This window comes from Ensifer sp. CCNWLY38 (assembly GCF_037120565.1).
Taxonomy (GTDB): Bacteria; Pseudomonadota; Alphaproteobacteria; order Rhizobiales; family Rhizobiaceae; genus Ensifer; species Ensifer adhaerens_H.
In genome coordinates this window covers 380,681-400,410 of record NZ_JBBBBO010000001.1, presented here as the reverse complement: position 1 = coordinate 400,410, position 19,730 = coordinate 380,681, and the positions used below count along the sequence as shown (strand labels likewise).

Sequence of the window (19,730 nt, the reverse complement as noted above, 5' to 3'; positions counted from 1 at the left end):
CATCTCGACGCGCGGCGCTGTAAGCGACGCATATCCTTGCACTATAACGGGAAATCGGGGGCTGGAAACCGCTTTTTGAGAGCGTCTGGCGGGCACCTTAATATTGGTATTCGGCGAAAACCGGTTCGACCGAACCGTTCCAGCGACCATTGTAGAGTGCCAGCAGATCTTCGGCGAGCGTCGCCTTCTTGGCGAGCACCTCGTCGAGCGGCGCCAGGAACTGGCTTTCGTCGACGCCGTCGCCGTTCAGCCGGTTGCGGCGCTTCAGGCCGCCGCGCGAAATGGCGATGACTTCGCGAGCCATGTCGTAGAGGGTGCCTGTGCGGAACCTTGTCGCAAGCGCCTGAGCCGGAACGGCGTCGCGCATCGCGCTCACCTCCTCGAAGGTCCAGTCGCGCGTCAGGGTCTCGGCGGCATCGAGCGCTTCGCGATCATAGAGCAGACCGACCCAGAAGGCCGGCAGCGCACAGATCCGCCGCCACGGGCCGCCGTCGGCGCCGCGCATTTCGAGGAAGCGCTTCAGCCGAACGTCGGGGAACAGCGTCGAAAGGTGGTTCGTCCAGTCGCCCATGTTCGGCTGCCAGTCGGCGATCTCGCCCTTGAGCGCGCCACCCATGAACTGGCGGAAGGTGACGTGCGTGCAGTCGTGATAGTGGCCGTCGCGCATGACGAAATACATCGGCACGTCGAGTGCCCATTCGACATAGTCGGCAAAACCGAAATCCGGACCGAAGGCGGAGGGCAGCAGGCCGGCGCGCTGATTGTCGGTGTCGCGCCAGATATCGCCGCGCCAGGAGAGCAGGCCGTTCGGCTTGCCGTCGGTAAAGGGCGAGCTCGCAAACAGCGCCGTCGAAAGCGGCTGCAGCTTCAAGGACACCTGCATCTTGCGGCGCATGTCCTCTTCCGAGGAGAAGTCGAGATTCACCTGGATCGTGCAGGTGCGGTACATCATGTCGAGGCCCCTGGTGCCGACCTTCGGCATGTAGCGGCTCATGATGCCATAACGCGATTTCGGCATGCGCGGCGTCTCGGCGAAGGTCCACTTCGGACTGCCGCCGATGCCGAGGAAACGGATGCCGAGCGGTTCGGCGACTTCGCGCAGAACCGCGAGGTGCTGGTTCGATTCCTTGCAGGTCTGGTGCAGGTTTTCGAGCGGCGCGCCGGAAAGCTCGAACTGGCCGCCCGGCTCCAGCGAGATGGCGCCATTGCCCGACTGCTCGGCAAGGCCGATGATGTTGCCTTCGTCGACGATCGGTTCCCAGCCGCTCTTTGCGGCCATTCCATTCAGAAGCGCCTGGATGCTGGCCTCGCCGAAATAGGGGACGGGGCTGTTGTCCGCCTTAAAGAAGGCGAACTTTTCGTGCTCCGTGCCGATCCGGAACCGCTCCTCCGGTTTCGAACCTTCTGCCAGATAGGCGGTCAGGTCAGCGACAGAGGTTACCGGCGTCTGGTCGGTGGTATCTCGGGCCATGAGCGTCTTCTTTTGTTTGGGCGCCTCCCACTGGATAGCGGGAGTTGATGAAGGCTGCTTGAACCGTAATCAGGTGCGGTGCAAGTCAATTTCTTTCAAGATCTCATCAAAAAAAGTAGGACGATTGCTTGCGCTGGAGCAAGCTCAGTGGAACTGGGTATCATCGACCCAACCATACCTTGTTTTAAGAAGTCCCTCTTCTTCTAGGAGCCATCTTCTAGGAGAAAGAGCGGCATCCGGTCAGCTCCGGAGCGACCGGCTATCGCCAGTCGCCGACAGTCGCCTGGATGACCGCCATGGCTGCGACAGCGGCGGTGTCGGCCCTGAGGATCCGCGGTCCAAGCGGAATGCTGCTGACGAAATCGAGGCTGCGCAGCAATGTTCGCTCTGTCTCGGAGAAACCGCCTTCCGGACCGATCAGCAAGGCGAGTTTCTTCTCCTTGACGGCGGAGAGAATTGGCAACGGGTTCTGGCTGTCGCTGCCTTCGTCGCAGAAGATGATGCGCCGGTCGGTGGGCCAGGTGGCCAGCACGTCCTCCAGTCGTCGCGGCTCCTCGACATCGGGAATGCCGAGCACACCGCATTGTTCGGCCGCCTCGATGACGTTGGCGCGCACGCGCTCGGTGCTGCCGAGCTTGCCCTGCACATGCTGCGTCATGACCGGCTGCAGCACGCCTGCGCCCATTTCGACGGCCTTCTGCACGAGATAGTCGAGCCTGCCGACCTTCAGCGGCGCGAAAAGATAGACGAGATCGCAAGGTTCGGGCTGCGGGCGCGTCTGCTCGACTGCGGTCAGCACCAGCTTTTTCCTGCTGGCGAAGGAGAGTTCCGCACGCCACTCGCCGTCACGTCCGTTGAAGACGAGGATCGAGGAGCCTTCCTCGTAGCGAAGCACGTTGATCAGATAGTTGAACTGCTCCTTGGTCGCCTCGCGGGCGGAGCCCGCATTGAGGGCATGTTCGACGAACAGTCGCTGCATGCGAAAATTGGCGCGCATATCGGGGCCTTCACATGAAAATGCTGGAGAGGATGAGGTAGAGGACGGCCGATAGCGCGGCCGAGGCGGGAACGGTGATGACCCAGGCACCGACGATCGTCAGGAAATGCGAGCGGCGTACGAGGCGCCGGCGCCGAACTTCGGCGAAGTTGGTTTCCGCCGTTTCCATGAAGTCGGCCTGCCCTGTCCGCTGGCGGACATATTGCAGGCGACGCTTGGAATTGCGGATGTACCATTCACGGAAGAAGCCGACGCCGAAGACGGCGCCAACCGCCGTGTGCGTCGAACTGATCGGCAGTCCGAGCGCCGATGCCAAAAGCACCGTGACCGCGGTGGCGAGCGCGACGCAGAAAGCGCGCATCGGGTTGAGCTTGGTGATCTCCTGGCCGACGACGCGGATAAGCTTCGGACCGTAGAGCAGCAGGCCGATCGAAATGCCAAGCGCGCCGATCGCCAGTTCCCAGAGCGGGGCCGGCGACTTCTCCGTTGTGATGACCCCGTCGAGCGCCGAGACGATTGCCGCCAACGGGCCGATCGCGTTCGAGACGTCGTTGGCGCCGTGAGCGAAGGAGAGCAGGGCCGCCGCCACGATCAATGGCAACCGGAAGAGCCGCCGCAATGACTGGTTTCGGTTGTCCAGGCCTTCCGATTGCCCGACGATCCAGGGCTTGGCCTGCAGATAGACCGCGAAGCCGGCAACCAATCCGGCGGCAAGACCTGTTGGCAGAGTGATCGCGGCAACCTGCACCAGGGCGATAGCAGCGAGGTAGGCGGTAAAGCAGCCGGCCGTGACACCGAGGATAACAGGCATCCATCGCCTTGCAGCGGCGATCTTGTCCTCGCGGTAGATGATGAATTCCTTGAGGAAGGCGAGGAGGGCTGCGGCGATTGTGCCTCCCAGCAGCGGCGAGACCGACCAGCTGAGCGTGATGCCGGCAAGCGACCACCATTGCACGCTGGAAAAGCCGGCAGCCGCGATGCCCGCGCCGACGATGCCGCCGATGATCGAATGCGTGGTCGAAACCGGCGCCCCGGAATAGGTGGCGATGTTGATCCAGGCGGCTGAAGACGCGAGCGCGGCCATCATGATCCAGATGATCGTCTGCGGACCGAGCACGTCTTCGCCGTAGACGATGCCCGCCTCGATCGTCAACGCGACCTGCCGCCCGGCAAGCAGCGCGCCGGCGATCTCGAACACGGCGGCGATGGCAAGTGCCGTGGCCATCGACATCGCCTTGGCGCCGACGGCCGCGCCGACGTTGTTGGTCACGTCGTTGGCGCCGATGTTCATGGCCATGTAGCCGGCAATCGCGGCCGCGGCGATGATGATCGGCGCGCTCGCAGAACTCGTCACGAAGCTTGCGGCAAAGGCCATGCTGAGCAGTAGAAAGAGCCCGGCGAGCGCTGGAGCCGCCAGGCTGCGGCGGACATGCTGCGACGCCTCTTCGGCAAGGCTCAGCTTGTCGAGGTCTTTGTCGATCGTCTGTTTTGCGAGGCGTATGCGCGGCTGTGCCACTGCCTGGAACTCCATTGTCACCATGGCCACTAAGGCCACTGCAACAAGCATTCAAGTGGATTTGATGGACAGCGGTGCCGCGTGCGTCCGGAACCCGCGTTCAGGGGGCATTGCGTGCCCGGGGGGATGCCCGGAAGGCTAGCCGTTCGCAGCCTTCGGCATCGGCGCAGGCGGCGCCGCCATGCGTTCGCCAAAGGCGAGGATGAGGTCCTTCAACGACGGCTCTGCCACCCGTGAAGCGGCCTCCTTGTAGTCGACCCATTCGAGTTGCCTGCGGCCTTCCTCGGGGAAGTGCTTTGCGAGATCGTCGACTTCCAGCGCGTGGACCTGCACCTTGACCGAGATCTTCAGGCCATGGTCCATGCGTTTCTGGTAGAGATAGAATCCGATCGTCGACTTCTGCACGTGCCCTTTGACGCCGGCCTCTTCGTAGGCCTCGCGCTCGGCCACCTCGTGGGCGCGCTTGCCCTGCATCGGCCATCCCTTGGGAATGACCCAGCGGCCGGTGTCGCGGCTGGTGATCATGAGGATTTCGAGGGCCTTGGTCTTCTTGCGGATCCGATAGCAGAGCGCGGCATATTGCATGCGCGCCGGGCGGCGCAACATCAGTTGGACATCGGATGCGAGTCTGTTCAAGAAGTTCAAGGTCGTCTGCGCTCCTCTCGGCGAATCAGTGTTCCCATTTTCTGTTAAAGCCAGTATGGCAGCGTCCTGTTGCGTGTAAATGTCGCGGTCAGCGGGCAGCCGGATATGCAGTCAGCTTTCCGCTGAACTGTGGTCCAGATACGACAGGATATGGTGTTTCCGCGGCGGTTTGCCAATCGCGGGCAACTGGGCGTAGGTCTGCTTCTTCAGTTCGCGCGGTCTCGCTGCTGCAAGCGCAGGCGGGCGATACGGTTCCATTCGCCGGTGCGCTCCGCCTCGCGGGTTGCGGCGGCAACGAAGTCGATATGGTTCTGCGACGCGGCCTTTGCTTTCGCCGGATCCCGCGCCATGATCGCGTCGTAGATCGCCTCGTGCTGGCCAAGCAGCCGATCGCGGGCGCCCGGCGCATCGAAAACCGAGTTGCGGTGAAAGAAGATGCCCTGCTGAAGCAGCCGATAGCAGGCGCGCAGCGTATGCATCAGGATGATGTTGTGGGCGCTCTCACCGATTGCCTGGTGCAGCTCGATATCGGCCTCGAGCTCCGCGTCGAAGTCGCCGGCGGCGTGCGCCGTACGCATGCGCTCGATGATCCTGGTCAGGATGTCCCGGTCGAAATCCGTGGCGCGGGTGGCGGCCAGTTCTGCGGTCAGGCCCTCCAGCTCGCGCCGGTATTCGAGATAATCCTGGGTCGCCTTGTGATGACGGGCAATCAGGTCGATCAGCGGCCTGGAGAAAATCTTCCCTACGACATCGGCGACGAAGGTGCCGCCGCCATGGTGGCTTTCGACCAGGCCGCGCCCTTCGAGTTCCTTGAGCGCCTCGCGCAGGATCGGCCTCGATACATCGAAGCGTTTGGAAAGCTCCCTTTCGCCCGGCAGCCGATCCCCGTCGCGCAACACGCCTTCGAGGATCAGGAGCTCGATCTGATGTACGACTTCGTCCGCCGTGCGGCTGTGGCTGATGCGGGCGAAGAGGTCGATCTGGTCGTCGGTCACGTCTTGGTCTCCCGGATCATGACGGTTTTCGGTCGGTTCGGCCTAAAAAGTATCGTGATTTTGATAGGTTAGAGCAGGAAGGGACGGCCAGTCGCACACAGGTTTGCCCTCCTGCCTTGTGCCGCAATCTAGGCAGTCGGCGGCAAGTGGTCAATTTGCTTGTCCACTTTGCGCTGGATGACAAAAGTCAAACTGCGGCAATGCGTCCTTTTTCTTTTGCTCGTTCGATTGATAAGAGAGTCGTGATGAACGCGTGAGGGGGACAAGAGCGCTTCATGGCAAAGGGTAGTTTTGCATTTCCGGTGGCGCCGATGCGCGCCTTGGCCTTGGGCGAGGTTCATTCGCGCCCCTATGCGCTGGTCACCACGCCGCGGGTGATCTTTCAGCTCGCCTTCCTGACGGATGGCGGCTCGATCGTCGATCATGCCGTGTTGTCGGAGCTGTCGCGCGCACGCGGCATCGCACCGCCGGGGCGGGACGCGAACCATCATGCGATGCCCTGGGGGCAGGGCACGCTGCGCTGGGAGCGTCACACCGAATTCTCCACCTATTTCTGGGACGCGCCGCCGCCGGAGCAGTTCGGCGGCGACGTGCCGATCCATCCCTTCGGCGACGGCTTTTCGCCGCCAGGCTCGCTGATCTCGGGGATCCGCCTGGAGATCCGGCCGGACACGCCTGAAACCCGTGATGCGATCGGGCTCTTCGATCCGACAAGCCTCTGCTACAGCGAAACCAAGAACGGCCAGGCGGTGATCGTCACCGACTTCCGCCAGAACGGTGACGGCCTGACCCAGATCCTGGTCATCGACCGTGGCATGACCGAGGCGGGCACCGGCGCGCTCGTTCAGCGCCTGCTCGATATCGAGACCTACCGGACACTGGCGATGATGGGCCTGCCGCTCGCCCAGTCGCTGTCGCCAGAGATCCGCCGGACCGAGGATGGCTTGACCGGAATCACTCAGCGCATGAAGGAAAATGTGCGCGAGGAGGCCGACGACATGCTGGCCGAGATCACCCGGCTTGCCGCCGACCTCGAGGCGGGTGCCGCGCTCAGCCTCTATCGCTTCGGCGCCAGCCGCGCCTATTACGGCATCGTGCAGGAGCGCATTCGCACGCTCTCCGAGACGCCGCTGCCGGGCTACGAGACCATCGGTACCTTCCTCGAACGCCGCCTCGCGCCGGCGATGCGCACCTGCCAGTCGGTCGAAGAGCGCCAGGCCAACCTGTCGCGCAAACTTGCCCGCGCCACCGCTCTGCTTCGAAGCTGGGTCGATGTCGAACTCGAACGGCAAAACAGTGCGCTTTTGAACTCGATGGACCGACGCGCCAAGCTGCAGCTACGCCTGCAGCAGACCGTCGAAGGCCTGTCGGTCGCCGCCATCTCCTACTACGTCGTTGGCCTGTTCGGCTATCTCGCCAAGGCCGTCAGCCACGAGCTGCCGATCGATCCGGGCCTCTTGACTGGCCTTGCCGTTCCCTTCGCCGTTGCCGGTGTCTGGCTGATCGTGCGCCGCATCCGCCGCCATCACGAGGAAGGTGAACACAAGTAAGCAATTCCAGCAAAAGTGCGTAGCGGTTTTGCGTCCGGAATTGCGAGAAACAGGCAATTCCAGCAAAAGTGTGCAGCGGTTTTGCGTCCGGAATTGCGAGGAACAAAGAGACAGTCCTGGAAACTACTGCTCCCAGTAAGGGATCGGCCCGTAAAGCCCGGCCAGGTAGTCGATGAACAGCCGCACCTTGGCCGGCAGGAACTGGCGGCTCGGATAGACGGCGGAGAGCGTCAGCTGCTTGGAGCCTTCCCATTGCGGCAGCACCTGTACCAGCTGGCCGCTGCGCAATTCCGGGCCGATATCCCAGGTGGAGCGCAGCGCAATGCCCGCGCCGGCGATGACGGCGGCGCGCACGATCTCGGAGGAATTGGTCACGAGCGGCCCCTCCGGGTGCCAGACCAGCGCCCCTTCCGGCCCTTCGAGCTTCCAGTTGTCGTTGTTGTGCGCCGGCAGGCAGAGGTGGTTGGCGAGGTCGCCGATCTCCTTCGGTTCGCCGTTGCGGGCGATGTATTCCGGCGAAGCGCAGAGCAGCCGGCGGACGGGCGCAAGTTTCCGAGCGACCAGGGACGAATCCACCAGCTCGCCGATCCTGACCGCCATGTCGAAGCCGTCCGCGACGATATCCGTGAATTCGTCCGTCAGCACGATGTGCAGTTTCAGGTCCGGATGGTCCTTCATGAACTTCGTCAGGTGCGGCGCGATGTGCATCCGGCCGAAGGAGGTGGGCGCTGAGATTCTGAGCACGCCGAGCGCATGCGACGAGCGTCCGGAGGCATAGGCCTCGGCCTCCTCGATGCCCGAGAGAATGCCGAGTACGCGATCGTAGAACCCCTGGCCGGCTTCGGTCAGAGAGATCTGGCGTGTCGTGCGCTGCAGAAGCCGCGTGCCGAGACGATCTTCGAGCCTTTTGATGCGCTTGGAGATGACAGCTGGGGAAAACCCCAGCACCCGACCTGCGGCCGACATGCTGCCTGTGGAAACGACCCGTGCAAAAATCTCAAGATCGCCTAAATTCGTCATCAATCGTTGCCATTGTTTCCAAAACGGAAAAGCTCAATAGCATTTGCAGGGACTCTAGCCTAGTGGTAAAGAAAATAGACCAATTGACATGCGGCGGGAGAAACTGATGGCGGAGACGATCGGTTTTCTGCAACCGAAACAGGCTGTTATCGCCCGGCGCCGCGAGATCGTCGCCGACCTCGCTGACCTCTTACCCGAGGGCTGCCTGATCAGCGACGAGCGCGGGCTGAAGCCCTTCGAGACCGACGCCTTTATCGCCTATCGCCGCATGCCGCTCGCGGTCGCACTGCCGGAGACGACCGAGCAGGTCGCAGCCCTTCTCAAATATTGCAGCCGCTATGGCATCCCGGTCGTACCGCGCGGCGCCGGCACCTCGCTTTCGGGTGGCGCCATCCCGCAGGAGGATGCGGTCGTCATCGGCCTTTCGAAGATGTCGCGCATTCTCGATATCGACCTCTTCAATCGCGCTGCCACCATCCAGGCGGGCGTCACCAACCTCAATATTTCCGAAGCCGTTTCCGCCGACGGCTTCTTCTATGCGCCGGACCCGAGCTCGCAGCTTGCCTGTACGATCGGCGGCAATATCGGCATGAATTCCGGCGGCGCCCATTGCCTGAAATACGGCGTCACCACCAACAATCTGCTCGGCGTGAAGATGGTGCTGTTCGATGGCACGGTCATCGAGCTCGGCGGCAAGGCGCTGGATTCGGCGGGCTACGATCTGCTCGGCCTCGTCTGCGGTTCCGAGGGGCAGCTCGGCATCGTCACCGAGGCGACGGTGCGGCTGATCGCCAAGCCGGAGGGGGCTCGCCCCGTGCTCTTCGGCTTTGCCTCTTCGGAAGCGGCCGGCGCCTGCGTCGCCGATGTCATCGGCTCCGGCATCATCCCCGTCGCGATCGAGTTCATGGACAAGCCGGCGATCGAGATCTGCGAAGCCTTCGCCCATGCCGGCTATCCGCTCGACGTGGAAGCGTTGCTGATCGTCGAGGTCGAAGGCTCCGAGCCGGAAATGGATGCGACGCTCGCCGGTATCGTCGCTGTCGCGCGCCGTCACGGGGTGGCGACGATCAAGGAATGCCAGTCGGCCATGGAAGCGGCGGCGATCTGGAAAGGCCGAAAATCCGCCTTCGGCGCCACCGGCCGCATCGCCGACTATATCTGCATGGACGGCACCGTGCCGCTCAGCCAGCTCTCGCATGTGTTGCGTCGCACCGGCGAGATCGTCGCGGGCTATGGCCTGCGCGTCGCCAATGTCTTCCACGCCGGCGACGGCAACATGCATCCGCTGATCCTCTACAACATCAACGACCCGGAGGATGCGGCGCGCGCCGAAGCCGCCGGCAACGATATCCTCAAGCTTTGCGTCGATGCCGGTGGCTGCCTGACGGGCGAGCACGGCGTCGGCATCGAAAAACGGGACCTCATGCTGCACCAGTACAACCAGGCCGACCTCGACCAGCAGATGGCGGCACGGGCCGCCTTTGATCCGCAATGGATCCTGAACCCCTCCAAGGTCTTCCCGCTCGAAGGGCGTCCCGCCGCATGATCGTGCATTTTGAACCGGCAAGCGAAGAGGGGATTGCAACCGTCGTGCGCGCGATGGCGGCCGATAGGGCTTCGCTCGCGGTGATCGGCGGCAACACGCGCTCGGGTCTCGGCAATCCCGTGCGCGCCGACCGCGTACTGTCGACGCGCCGCTTGTCCGGCATCGTCAGCTACAATCCGGCCGAGATGACGATCACCGCGCTTTCGGGGACGCCGCTGCGCGAGATCGAAGAGGCACTGGCAGAGAACCGGCAGATGCTTGCCTTCGAACCGATGGACCATCGGCCGATTTTCGCCTCGTCGGGAGAGCCGACGATCGGCGGGGTCTTTGCCGCCAACGCCTCCGGCCCCAGGCGCTATGTCGCCGGTGCCGCCCGCGACAGCCTGCTCGGCGTTCGCTTCGTTAACGGCCAGGGCGAGGCGATCAAGGCTGGCGGCCGGGTGATGAAGAACGTCACCGGCCTCGATCTGGTCAAGCTATTGGCCGGCTCGCACGGCACCCTCGGCATCCTCACCGAAGCCACGTTCCGCGTCCTGCCGCTGCCACCGGCGTCCGAGACCATTGTGGTCTCCGGGCTCAACGATGCCGAAGCCGCGGCGGTCATGGCCGAGGCGATGGCGCAAACGGTGGAGGTTTCGGGTGCCGCGCATCTGCCGGAGAGCGTGCGCGGGCGGTTCCTCGACGGCGGGCTTCCAGACGGTTCCTCGACGGTGCTGCGGCTCGAAGGACTGGAGGCATCGGTTGCGCTCCGGGCTGAAAAACTGACGAACGCGGTCGGCCGCTTCGGCGCGGTGACTCGGCTCGATGCGCCGCAGACGCGGCAGCTCTGGGCCGAGATCCGCGACGTCAAACCCTATGCCGACGGCACCAGGAAGCCGCTCTGGCGCGTCTCCGTCGCCCCGTCGCTCGGCCATCAATTGGTGGCGGCGCTCCGGTTGCAGACCGGCGTCGATGCCTTCTATGACTGGCAGGGCGGTCTCGTGTGGCTGCGCATGGAGGCCGACCCCGAAGCGGAACTCGTGCGCCGCTATATCAAGGTTCTCGGTGGCGGCCACGCGACCCTAGTCAGGGCCGAAGAAGGCTATCGTGCCGCCATTCCATCGTTTGAACCACAACCCTTGGCCGTGGCACAATTGAGCGAGCGCGTCCGCGCGAAGTTCGACCCGCACCGGATCTTCAATCCGGGCCGCATGGCTGCGGTCTCCTGAGGCGACGGCGGTGGAACATGGGAGGAGTTGATGAGCGATAATGGTCCGCAGACACCGTTTTCCCGCGAGACTGATCGCTGGCTGGAGCCGGGCAAGATCAATGTCCAGGTGATCTATGTCCTTTATCTCGTGGGCTTTGCGGTGGGGATCACTCCGATCATCGGCGTGGTGATGGCCTATCTCAATCGCGGCAAAGGTGCGCCGTGGGTCCAGACGCACTATGAATGGGCGATCCGGACCTTTTGGATCGCCCTGTTGTTCGGAGTGATCTCGTTGCTGCTGACGGTGCTGTTGATCGGCGTTCTCGGTTTCATCGCCACCGCCGTCTGGATCGTCGTGCGCTGTGTCGTCGGCCTGCAACGGGCGGCGCGCCAGGAGCCGATCACCAATCCCGAAAGCTGGATGGTGTAGACCACGGCGCAAACCCTGAAGCCGGCTTCGGTCGAAGGATGCTGAAATCAGAATGCCGCGGTGATCGAAGCACGTCGCACGTGCCCGTTACCACGGAACCGGAAAGTGGAGTTCGCGTTTGCAGACCAATTTTACCCCCGCACAGCTCGCCGACCCGCATGTGGCCGAATCCGAGGCCATCCTGCGCAAATGCGTGCATTGCGGTTTCTGCACGGCGACCTGTCCGACCTATGTGACGCTCGGCGACGAACTCGATAGTCCGCGCGGGCGCATCTATCTCATCAAGGACATGTTGGAAAACGGCAGGGCGGCCGACAAGGAAACGGTGACCCACATCGACCGCTGTCTCTCCTGTCTCGCCTGCGTAACCACCTGTCCCTCCGGCGTCGACTACATGCATCTCGTCGACCATGCGCGCGTCCACATCGAAAACACCTATCGGCGCCCGTTTAGGGACAGGCTGGCGCGTTCCGTGCTCGCGGCTGTGCTGCCCTATCCCGCGCGCTTCCGTCTGTCGCTGAAGGCGGCCGGCCTTGCCCGGCCCTTCGCAGGGATGATGAAGCGCATGCCGTTGCTGAAGACCTTCGGTATCATGCTCGATCTGGCACCTGCCGCCGTGCCGCAGCCCTCCGCTTCCGCCTTGCCCGGCGTCCACACGGCGCAGGGAAAACGTGTCAGTCGTGTCGCGCTCCTGAACGGATGTGCGCAGCCGGTGCTGAAGCCGGAAATCAACGAGGCGACGATAAGACTGCTGACGCGCTTTGGCGTCGAAGTGGTTGTTTCGGCCGGCGAAGGCTGTTGTGGCGCCCTGGTGCACCACATGGGGCGCGAGAACCAGGCGCTTGAGGCGGCGCGTCGCAACGTCGACGCCTGGCTGAAGGTCGCCGACGAAGGCGGGCTCGATGCCATCGTCATCACCGCTTCGGGCTGCGGAACGACGATCAAGGACTACGGCCACATGCTGCGGCTCGATCCGGATTATGCGGAAAAGGCGGCACGTGTCTCGGCGCTGGCAAAAGACATCACCGAGTACCTGTCTACGCTAGACCTGCCGGAACAGGACGCGAGGGGCATGACGCTTGCCTATCATTCCGCCTGTTCGATGCAGCACGGCCAGAAGATCACCATGGCGCCGAAGCAGCTTCTGAAGCGTGCCGGTTTCGTCGTTCGCGATCCGGCCGAAGGCCACCTCTGCTGTGGTTCGGCCGGCACCTACAACATTCTGCAGCCGGAAATCTCGGCGAAACTGAAGGCGCGCAAGGTCAAGAACATCGAGGCGACCAAACCGGATGCGATCGCCACCGGCAATATCGGCTGCATCACCCAGATCGCCAGCGGCACTGCGATCCCCATCCTGCACACGGTCGAGCTGCTCGACTGGGCCTATGGTGGAGCGAAACCCAAGGGGCTCTGATTGACAGGAAAAAGGCCGGCTCCGTGAGGAACCTGCCTTTCAAACTGTGCATGGTCGATGGCTGTCAGCCGCCGAAGATCTGGCGGAAGATATCGACGCCGCGATCGTCGAAATAGGTGTCGCCTGGCTTGCTGCCCGGGCCGATGACGATGACCTTGGTGCCGACATCGGCGCGGTCATAGAGATGCTCCACGTCGTCGTTCATCATGCGGATGCAGCCGGACGACATGTTCTGGCCGATGGTCCAGGGCTGGTTGGTGCCATGGATCCGGAAGATCGTGTCGCGGCCGCCCTTGTAGAGATACATGGCGCGGGCGCCGAGCGGGTTGTCGATGCCGCCTTCCTGGGTGATCGGCAGGATGCGGCCTTTGGCAGCCTCGCGCCGGCGCATCTCCGCCGGCGGCGTCCAGGTCGGCCATTCGGCCTTGCGGCCAACCTTCACGACACCCGACCAGCCGAAGCCGTCGCGGCCGACGCCGATTCCGTAGCGCGTCGCGCGGTTCGGGCCGTCGATGTAGTAAAGGTACTTGTTGTTGGTATCGATGATGATCGTGCCGGGGGCTTCGTCGGTGCGGAAGCGAACCTTGGTGCGCCAGTATTGTTTTGCCGGTTTCTTCGGCGTGGCCACGAGTACTAAGTCTGATGATTTGACCTTGGGGCCTGTGGCCGGCGTCGGCGTGAAAGCCGAGGCGCTGGCGGCGGCAAGAATAGTGCTGGTCGCGATGGCGATCGCGACCACTTTGCTGGCATGACGCTTCATATACGATTCCCTCTAACCCTCGTTGCAGGCAGGCTAAGCAAAATGCGCCGAAGTTCAAGCCTGCCATACAGCCGGCGGACCGCCGAACTTATATCTGTTCATGCTGCTGTTGCCTGAAAATCACGCATAGGCAATAGCAAAACGTGCGAGGGGGAGGGAATATTCTATGCTATGCTCCAATTATATGACGATAACCTTCGTACCCAGCTTCACGCGCTCGTAAAGGTCGACGACGTCTTCATTGCGCATGCGGATGCAGCCGGAGGAAACGGCATAGCCGATCGTCCAGGGCGCATTGGTGCCGTGGATTCGATAGAGCGTCGAGCCGAGATACATGGCGCGCGCGCCAAGCGGGTTTTCCGGGCCGCCGTCCATGCGCGCCGGTAGGTAGTGGCCCTTGGCGGCTTCGCGGCTGATCATCTCCTGCGGCGGCGTCCAGCTCGGCCACTCCGCCTTGCGCGTGACCTTGTGGGCGCCTGCCCATTCGAAGCCCGGCTTGCCGACGCCGACGCCATAACGCCGTGCCTCGCCGTTGCCAGTCACCAGATAGAGAAAGCGGTTGTTCGTATCGATGACGATCGTGCCCGGCTTTTCCTTGCTCTCATAGGCGACCGTCTGCGGCAGGTATTGCGGGTCGAATTTCGACTTGACCGGCCGCTGAGCGCGCATGGCGTTCGCCGGCTGGATCAGCGGGTTGATGGCGCGGCGCTTGACCTGCGGCTGCGCGACCTGTCCCTGATAATACTGTTTTCGGGTGGCGGCCGGAATCTGCTGCCGGTAGATGACCTGCCGCGTGCGGGCCTGCTGCCCGCCGAGCTGCATTACCCAGGGGGCGGTGAGGTCGGGGCTGACGACCACCGGAGGCCGGTTCTGATACCGATCCTGCGCCACGGCGGGAGCGGCGACGAGGGTCAGCAGGGAGACTGCTAAAAGAAGGGATTTTTTCAACATCGGACGGACTCGCTACCTTTCGCCGAAATTCATCAAGGGGGCGCAGACAGCCGAAGAACCGGACGCTCGAGCGGGGGGGTATGCGCCTTGGCAATGGCGCGATCGTGTCACCGGGGGGCCACCGAATGGTAAACGGCGCTTCATTAAAAGGCGAAGGCGCCGATAAAGCTTTGGGTAGGGTTATCCGCCGCTTTAGGAATCTGGTTTGCAAATGGTAAAGGCAGGGAAATGAACGGGATGGAGCGAGGAAAGCGATGACGGTCAAGGGCATAGTAATTGGCGAGGACGGACTTCAGCGCTGCGCCTGGCAGGGCAATCTCGACGACTACCGTCGCTATCATGACGACGAATGGGGCCGTCCGGTCACCGACGATCGCCGCCTGTTCGAGAAGATCTGCCTCGAAGGGTTCCAGTCCGGCCTGTCATGGCTGACGATCCTGCGCAAGCGCGAGGCGTTCCGCGCGGCCTTTTCCGGTTTCGATTTCGATAAGGTCGCGACATTCGATGAGACGGATATCGAGCGCTGCCTGGCAGACACGGGCATCGTGCGCCACCGCGGCAAGATTGTCTCGACCATCAACAATGCGCGCCGCGCCCAGGAGCTCAGGCAGGAGTTCGGTTCGCTCGCGGGCTATTTCTGGTCCTATGAACCCGCCGCGGAAGAGCGCCCGAAACAGGTGACCTACGAGGCGATCGTTGCCAATCCTACGACCCCGACCTCGACGCGGATTTCCAAGGACCTGAAGAAGCGTGGCTGGACCTTCGTCGGGCCGACGACGATCTACGCCTTCATGCAGGCCATGGGCCTCGTCAACGATCACATCGAAGGCTGCCATTGCCGCGTGGTTGTCGAGGAACTGCGTGGCAGGCTCGCAAGACCCAGGGCTCGCGTGGTCTGATTGGCGCGCCCGTCATCAGTTTGGGGGTAGGCGTTTCCCGGTGAGGGAGCGCCAGCGAGGCTCTTCATAGAGCTGCTTCAACCCAGGGAAAAGTGTCCGCGGTTTCAAGCTTTGCGCTCAAGCGCAGAGCATCACGCGCTCGCGCGGAAAGGCGAAGACGCCTTGCAGCAGTTCCTCGCCGGTTGGGGTGTCCAGCAAGGACCGACCGACGCAGATAAGCTGCGCCGCTTGCGATGTCGGCGCGCGCACCATGGCGGTAAAGCAGAACGAGGATGACGAGGCGGTCGCCTGTTCGAGTATGTTGAGCACGGTTGGGCGATCCTTGCGGTCATAGGCGCGAACCAGATCGATGATGCCGCAGGAAGGAGCGGAGATGCCGAGCAAGGCGGCGGTATTTTGGCCGAGCTGGAAAATGCCGGTCGCGAGATCGCAGCGCCAGGCTTCGATGAGGTAGGTCCCCTCGTCGAGGCCCCGCATCCAATTGTCATGTGCGCCCAGATGTCCGGGCTGGATCGCCCCGCAGCCAGGTGTCATGAATCTCAACATGATGCCCATCCCTCTCTTCGCGCCGACCGCGAGACGTCTCCGCAGAAATCCGCCATTCCCGATGAAATGGTTCGCCGTTCCATTTTGCCGTTGGGGTATTGGGTCCGATGCTCTCATTGCATCCGGAGTGACCTGCGGGTAATGCTCCGGACCGAAATTAGCCGATGATCTCCATGATCGAAACGTCGGCGATCGATCGGGTGATAAACTTTTAGTGATTGCTGGCGATTTAATGCGCCTTATGGTTGAAGTCAACCCGTTCCGATCGACAGGGTCGAGACAACCGGCTCCAGCTTCGTCTCGCGCCGAGTGGCCTGCGTCGCTTGCTACGACCGGCGCGACGCGCGCTTTGCGCGGTGCAAACCCTTGCCGCCCCCCACTTGATCCGATAGGGAAAGCAGCCAACACGCTGACAGTCCGGAATGCTCCCATGACCGAGAAACAGAAGAAACCGCAGAAGCTCAAGGCGCGCCTGCCGCGCGGCTTTGTCGATCGCTCCGCCGCCGATATCCGTGCGACCGACGAAATGATCGGCAAGATCCGGGCGGTCTACGAGCATTATGGATTCGATCCGGTCGAAACGCCGCTGTTCGAATATACCGACGCGCTCGGCAAGTTCCTGCCCGACAGCGACCGGCCCAACGAAGGCGTCTTCTCGCTGACGGACGATGACGACCAGTGGATGTCGCTGCGCTACGACCTGACGGCGCCGCTCGCTCGTCACGTTGCCGAAAACTTCAATGAGATCCAGCTTCCGTTCCGCACCTACCGTGCCGGTTACGTCTTCCGCAACGAGAAGCCGGGCCCTGGCCGCTTCCGCCAGTTCATGCAGTTCGACGCCGATACCGTCGGTGCTGCCGGCGTCCAGGCGGATGCCGAAATGTGCATGATGATGGCCGACACCATGGAAGCCCTCGGCATCGCGCGCGGCGACTACGTGATCCGCGTCAATAACCGCAAGGTGCTCGATGGCGTCATGGAAGCTATCGGCCTTGGCGGCGACGACAAGGCGAACGCCCGCCTGACGGTGCTGCGCGCCATCGACAAGCTCGACAAGTTCGGTCCCGAAGGCGTGCGGCTGCTGCTCGGCGAAGGCCGCAAGGATGAAAGCGGCGACTTCACCAAGGGCGCTGGCCTGAGCGCCGAACAGATCGACAAGGTGCTCTTCTTCGTCGGCATCAAGGACTACGCCGAAAGCGCTGCCGAACTCGCGGCCCTCGTTGCTGGAACGTCGAAGGGCGGCGAAGGCGTCGAGGAACTGAACACGATCCGCAGCCTTGTGCTGAGCACCGGCTATGAGGCTGACCGCATCAAGATCGATCCCTCGGTCGTGCGTGGTCTAGAATATTATACCGGCCCGGTCTTCGAGGCCGAACTGCAGTTTGCCGTCACCAATGAGAAGGGCGAGAAGGTCGTCTTCGGATCGGTTGGCGGCGGAGGCCGCTATGATGGCCTCGTGTCGCGCTTCATGGGCCAGCCGGTGCCGGCCACCGGTTTCTCGATCGGCGTTTCCCGTCTGATGACGGCGCTGAAGAACCTCGGCAAGCTCGGTGCCTCCGAAGTGATTGCTCCGGTCGTCGTCTGTGTCATGGACCGCGACATCGAGAGCATGGGCCACTACCAGCGCTTCGTGCAGCAGCTGCGCCATGCCGGCATCCGCGCTGAAATGTACCAGGGCAACAAGAAGAATTTTGGCGATCAGCTGAAATATGCCGACCGCCGCGGCTCGCCGCTGGCGATCATCCAGGGTGGCGACGAACGCGCCGCCGGTCTCGTGCAGATCAAGGATCTGATCGAGGGCAAGCGCCTGTCGGGTGAGATCGAGGACAATGCGGCCTGGCGCGAGGCGCGCGTGGCCCAGGTTTCCGTTCCGATGGCCGAGCTGGTCGAAAAGGTACGCGAGATGCTGGCGGCGCAGGCCGAGGATCGGGCAAGGGGCTGACGGTCATGGCCCTCATCAATCTGCCTGCCTTCGCCGACGATCTGCTTGCCGACTTCGAAAGCCTTGGCACGCTGCGTGTCGACACACCGGTAATCCAGCCGGCCGAACCCTTCCTCGCCATGGCTGGCGAGGATCTGCGCCGCCGTATCTTCATGACCGAGAGCGAGACGGGCGAGAGCCTCTGCCTGCGCCCGGAATTCACCATTCCTGTCTGCCTGCGCCACATCGAGGCGGTGACCGGCACGCCGAAGCGCTATGCCTATCTCGGCGAGGTCTTCCGCCAGCGCCGCGAGGGCGGCAACGAATTTTACCAGGCCGGCATCGAGGATCTCGGTGATACAGACATTGCCACAGCCGATGCGCGCATCGTCGGCGATGCCATGCGTGTTGTCGCCAACCGTCTACCCGGCCGCGCCCTCAGCGTGACGCTCGGTGACCAGGCGGTGTTCGAAGCCGTCGTCGGCGCCTGCGGTCTGCCGGCCGGCTGGCAGAAGCGGCTGATCCATGCCTTTGGCGACCAGAAGCACCTGCAGAAGCTGCTCACCGAACTCGCCCATCCGCGGACCGTCGGTGTCTTCGGCCCTGAGGTGGTCCGCCTGTCGATGGACGGATTGCTTGAGGATGAAGCCCGCCTCGTCGCCCATATCGCCGAAACGATGGAAGCGACCGGCTACTCCACCAATGCCAGCCGCTCGCCGCAGGACATCGCCCGGCGGCTGAAGGAAAAGATGGAGCTGGCGAACACGCAGCTCGATCGCAAGACGCTGGACCAGGTTGGCGCGTTCCTGGCGCTCGACGTTCCGCTCGCCGATGCTCCGGCGGCACTCTTCGCCTTCGCGCAGAAGTCCGGCCTCAAGCTCGATGAGGCGCTCGTCCGCTTCGATGCCCGTGTCGCAGCACTTTCCAAGGCCGGTGCCGACATCGGCGTGATCCGCTATCGCGCTGCCTTCGGTCGTCCGCTCGACTATTACACAGGCCTCGTCTTCGAGGTCGAAGTCGCCGGCATTCAGGCCGTTCTGGCCGGCGGAGGTCGCTTTGACCGGCTGCTGACGCTGCTCGGCGCCCGCGAACACATTCCCGCCGTCGGTTTCTCGCTCTGGCTCGACCGCATCGAAAAGGCGATTACCTCCCAGGGAGGCGTTCAATGACCATCACCATCGCGCTGCCGTCCAAGGGCCGGATGAAGGATGACGCCTCGGCGATCTTCGAACGGGCCGGCATGAAGATCGTCGCCGTCGGCAACGATCGCTCCTATCGCGGTCGGGTCGAAGGTTCTGATGATGTGGAGATCGCGTTCCTGTCGGCCTCCGAGATTTCCCGCGAACTTGCCAACGGCTCGATCGATTTCGGCGTCACCGGCGAGGATCTGGTGCGCGAGGGGCTTGCCAATGCCGATGCCCGCGTCGAGTTCTGCGCCCGTCTCGGCTTCGGTCATGCCGATGTCGTCGTCGCAGTGCCGGAGATTTGGTACGACGTCGACACCATGGCCGATCTCGGCGACGTTGCCGCCGACTTCCGTGCCCGCCATGGCCGCCGCCTGGCGATCGCGACCAAGTACTGGCGACTGACGCAGAACCATTTCTCGGGAAGCCACGGCATCCAGCTCTATCGCATCGTCGAAAGCCTCGGTGCGACCGAAGGCGCGCCGGCGTCCGGCTCGGCCGACATCATCGTCGATATCACCTCGACCGGCTCGACGCTGAAGGCGAACCATCTGAAGATCCTGACGGACGGCGTGATCCTGCGTTCCGAGGCCTGCCTGGTGCGGGCGCGTAAATCGGCGCATGACGGCGATCCGGTCGTGGCACGGGTTATTGCGGCGGTTCGCGGCGTGCTTTGACGCTGCGAACGGGGCAGGG

At 63.2% G+C, this 19,730-nt stretch carries 18 protein-coding genes; 9 read left to right on the top strand and 9 right to left on the bottom strand.

The window, feature by feature from the left end; genetic code table 11:
• Nucleotides 1-97: 97 nt before the first annotated feature.
• The 5 genes from V7S54_RS02020 to V7S54_RS02000 all read right to left on the bottom strand — a co-directional run bounded on the left by V7S54_RS02020 (nucleotide 98) and on the right by V7S54_RS02000 (nucleotide 5,624).
• Complete coding sequence (locus V7S54_RS02020) at nucleotides 98-1,471, bottom strand: glutamate--cysteine ligase (protein ID WP_065372731.1); 1,374 nt, start codon at nucleotides 1,469-1,471, stop codon at nucleotides 98-100.
• 259 nt (nucleotides 1,472-1,730) lie between these two features.
• Nucleotides 1,731-2,468 carry a 16S rRNA (uracil(1498)-N(3))-methyltransferase gene (locus V7S54_RS02015; RefSeq protein ID WP_065372730.1) on the bottom strand — a complete coding sequence of 246 codons (738 nt, stop codon included), beginning with the start codon at nucleotides 2,466-2,468 and terminating at the stop codon, nucleotides 1,731-1,733.
• Nucleotides 2,469-2,478: 10 nt separating this feature from the next.
• A complete protein-coding gene (locus V7S54_RS02010; protein ID WP_065372836.1) occupies nucleotides 2,479-3,984 on the bottom strand; it encodes an inorganic phosphate transporter in 1,506 nt (501 codons plus the stop codon).
• Nucleotides 3,985-4,122: 138 nt separating this feature from the next.
• Nucleotides 4,123-4,629, bottom strand: coding sequence for an NUDIX hydrolase (locus tag V7S54_RS02005; RefSeq protein WP_065372729.1), 507 nt, complete (start codon nucleotides 4,627-4,629; stop codon nucleotides 4,123-4,125).
• Nucleotides 4,630-4,835: 206 nt separating this feature from the next.
• Nucleotides 4,836-5,624, bottom strand: a complete 789-nt coding sequence (locus V7S54_RS02000; protein WP_065372728.1) for a FadR/GntR family transcriptional regulator — start codon at nucleotides 5,622-5,624, stop codon at nucleotides 4,836-4,838.
• Between the two features lie 275 nt (nucleotides 5,625-5,899).
• Here V7S54_RS02000 and V7S54_RS01995 point away from each other — a divergent pair, with 275 nt between their 5' ends.
• Nucleotides 5,900-7,174: a DUF3422 family protein gene (locus V7S54_RS01995; protein ID WP_065372727.1), complete on the top strand. Its 1,275-nt coding sequence runs from the start codon at nucleotides 5,900-5,902 to the stop codon at nucleotides 7,172-7,174.
• A 123-nt stretch (nucleotides 7,175-7,297) separates the two neighbouring features.
• On the opposite strand, the gene V7S54_RS01990 is transcribed toward V7S54_RS01995, so the two are convergent.
• The gene (locus V7S54_RS01990; protein ID WP_065372726.1) at nucleotides 7,298-8,194 is read right to left on the bottom strand and encodes a LysR family transcriptional regulator; all 897 of its coding nucleotides are present in this window, start codon (nucleotides 8,192-8,194) and stop codon (nucleotides 7,298-7,300) included.
• Nucleotides 8,195-8,300: 106 nt separating this feature from the next.
• Here V7S54_RS01990 and V7S54_RS01985 point away from each other — a divergent pair, with 106 nt between their 5' ends.
• The 4 genes from V7S54_RS01985 to glcF all read left to right on the top strand — a co-directional run bounded on the left by V7S54_RS01985 (nucleotide 8,301) and on the right by glcF (nucleotide 12,773).
• Nucleotides 8,301-9,740 (top strand): FAD-linked oxidase C-terminal domain-containing protein, encoded by a 1,440-nt coding sequence (locus V7S54_RS01985; RefSeq protein ID WP_065372725.1) that lies wholly within the window; start codon nucleotides 8,301-8,303, stop codon nucleotides 9,738-9,740.
• Nucleotides 9,737-10,948, top strand: coding sequence for a glycolate oxidase subunit GlcE (gene glcE, locus V7S54_RS01980; protein ID WP_065372724.1), 1,212 nt, complete (start codon nucleotides 9,737-9,739; stop codon nucleotides 10,946-10,948). The genes V7S54_RS01985 and glcE overlap by 4 nt, the downstream gene beginning before the upstream one ends.
• A gap of 30 nt (nucleotides 10,949-10,978) precedes the next feature.
• Nucleotides 10,979-11,359 carry a DUF4870 family protein gene (locus V7S54_RS01975; protein WP_057250898.1) on the top strand — a complete coding sequence of 127 codons (381 nt, stop codon included), beginning with the start codon at nucleotides 10,979-10,981 and terminating at the stop codon, nucleotides 11,357-11,359.
• A gap of 118 nt (nucleotides 11,360-11,477) precedes the next feature.
• Nucleotides 11,478-12,773: a glycolate oxidase subunit GlcF gene (gene glcF, locus V7S54_RS01970; RefSeq protein ID WP_065372723.1), complete on the top strand. Its 1,296-nt coding sequence runs from the start codon at nucleotides 11,478-11,480 to the stop codon at nucleotides 12,771-12,773.
• Between the two features lie 64 nt (nucleotides 12,774-12,837).
• On the opposite strand, the gene V7S54_RS01965 is transcribed toward glcF, so the two are convergent.
• Nucleotides 12,838-13,533: a L,D-transpeptidase gene (locus V7S54_RS01965; protein WP_065372722.1), complete on the bottom strand. Its 696-nt coding sequence runs from the start codon at nucleotides 13,531-13,533 to the stop codon at nucleotides 12,838-12,840.
• A gap of 180 nt (nucleotides 13,534-13,713) precedes the next feature.
• Complete coding sequence (locus tag V7S54_RS01960; RefSeq protein ID WP_065372721.1) at nucleotides 13,714-14,484, bottom strand: L,D-transpeptidase; 771 nt, start codon at nucleotides 14,482-14,484, stop codon at nucleotides 13,714-13,716.
• A 254-nt stretch (nucleotides 14,485-14,738) separates the two neighbouring features.
• On the opposite strand from V7S54_RS01960, the gene V7S54_RS01955 reads away from it, so the two are divergent.
• Nucleotides 14,739-15,383 carry a DNA-3-methyladenine glycosylase I gene (locus V7S54_RS01955; protein ID WP_065372720.1) on the top strand — a complete coding sequence of 215 codons (645 nt, stop codon included), beginning with the start codon at nucleotides 14,739-14,741 and terminating at the stop codon, nucleotides 15,381-15,383.
• Between the two features lie 117 nt (nucleotides 15,384-15,500).
• On the opposite strand, the gene V7S54_RS01950 is transcribed toward V7S54_RS01955, so the two are convergent.
• Nucleotides 15,501-15,929 (bottom strand): hypothetical protein, encoded by a 429-nt coding sequence (locus V7S54_RS01950; protein WP_065372835.1) that lies wholly within the window; start codon nucleotides 15,927-15,929, stop codon nucleotides 15,501-15,503.
• Between the two features lie 430 nt (nucleotides 15,930-16,359).
• Here V7S54_RS01950 and hisS point away from each other — a divergent pair, with 430 nt between their 5' ends.
• The 3 genes from hisS to hisG are packed head-to-tail and all read left to right on the top strand — an operon-like array spanning nucleotide 16,360 to nucleotide 19,711.
• The gene (gene hisS, locus V7S54_RS01945) at nucleotides 16,360-17,871 is read left to right on the top strand and encodes a histidine--tRNA ligase (protein WP_065372719.1); all 1,512 of its coding nucleotides are present in this window, start codon (nucleotides 16,360-16,362) and stop codon (nucleotides 17,869-17,871) included.
• A gap of 5 nt (nucleotides 17,872-17,876) precedes the next feature.
• The gene (locus V7S54_RS01940; protein ID WP_065372718.1) at nucleotides 17,877-19,019 is read left to right on the top strand and encodes an ATP phosphoribosyltransferase regulatory subunit; all 1,143 of its coding nucleotides are present in this window, start codon (nucleotides 17,877-17,879) and stop codon (nucleotides 19,017-19,019) included.
• Nucleotides 19,016-19,711: an ATP phosphoribosyltransferase gene (hisG, locus tag V7S54_RS01935; RefSeq protein ID WP_065372717.1), complete on the top strand. Its 696-nt coding sequence runs from the start codon at nucleotides 19,016-19,018 to the stop codon at nucleotides 19,709-19,711. The genes V7S54_RS01940 and hisG overlap by 4 nt, the downstream gene beginning before the upstream one ends.
• Nucleotides 19,712-19,730: the final 19 nt, after the last annotated feature.

What these genes read in the sequence shown, in the direction of transcription:
- V7S54_RS02020 (WP_065372731.1), bottom strand. Translation starts at nt 1,471, where the DNA reads ATGGCCCGAGATACCACCGACCAGACGCCGGTAACCTCTGTCGCTGAC.
- V7S54_RS02015 (WP_065372730.1), bottom strand. Translation starts at nt 2,468, where the DNA reads ATGCGCGCCAATTTTCGCATGCAGCGACTGTTCGTCGAACATGCCCTC.
- V7S54_RS01995 (WP_065372727.1), top strand. Translation starts at nt 5,900, where the DNA reads ATGGCAAAGGGTAGTTTTGCATTTCCGGTGGCGCCGATGCGCGCCTTG.
- V7S54_RS01990 (WP_065372726.1), bottom strand. Translation starts at nt 8,194, where the DNA reads ATGACGAATTTAGGCGATCTTGAGATTTTTGCACGGGTCGTTTCCACA.
- V7S54_RS01985 (WP_065372725.1), top strand. Translation starts at nt 8,301, where the DNA reads ATGGCGGAGACGATCGGTTTTCTGCAACCGAAACAGGCTGTTATCGCC.
- glcE (WP_065372724.1), top strand. Translation starts at nt 9,737, where the DNA reads ATGATCGTGCATTTTGAACCGGCAAGCGAAGAGGGGATTGCAACCGTC.
- V7S54_RS01975 (WP_057250898.1), top strand. Translation starts at nt 10,979, where the DNA reads ATGAGCGATAATGGTCCGCAGACACCGTTTTCCCGCGAGACTGATCGC.
- V7S54_RS01965 (WP_065372722.1), bottom strand. Translation starts at nt 13,533, where the DNA reads ATGAAGCGTCATGCCAGCAAAGTGGTCGCGATCGCCATCGCGACCAGC.
- V7S54_RS01960 (WP_065372721.1), bottom strand. Translation starts at nt 14,484, where the DNA reads ATGTTGAAAAAATCCCTTCTTTTAGCAGTCTCCCTGCTGACCCTCGTC.
- V7S54_RS01955 (WP_065372720.1), top strand. Translation starts at nt 14,739, where the DNA reads ATGACGGTCAAGGGCATAGTAATTGGCGAGGACGGACTTCAGCGCTGC.
- V7S54_RS01950 (WP_065372835.1), bottom strand. Translation starts at nt 15,929, where the DNA reads ATGTTGAGATTCATGACACCTGGCTGCGGGGCGATCCAGCCCGGACAT.
- hisS (WP_065372719.1), top strand. Translation starts at nt 16,360, where the DNA reads ATGACCGAGAAACAGAAGAAACCGCAGAAGCTCAAGGCGCGCCTGCCG.
- V7S54_RS01940 (WP_065372718.1), top strand. Translation starts at nt 17,877, where the DNA reads ATGGCCCTCATCAATCTGCCTGCCTTCGCCGACGATCTGCTTGCCGAC.
- hisG (WP_065372717.1), top strand. Translation starts at nt 19,016, where the DNA reads ATGACCATCACCATCGCGCTGCCGTCCAAGGGCCGGATGAAGGATGAC.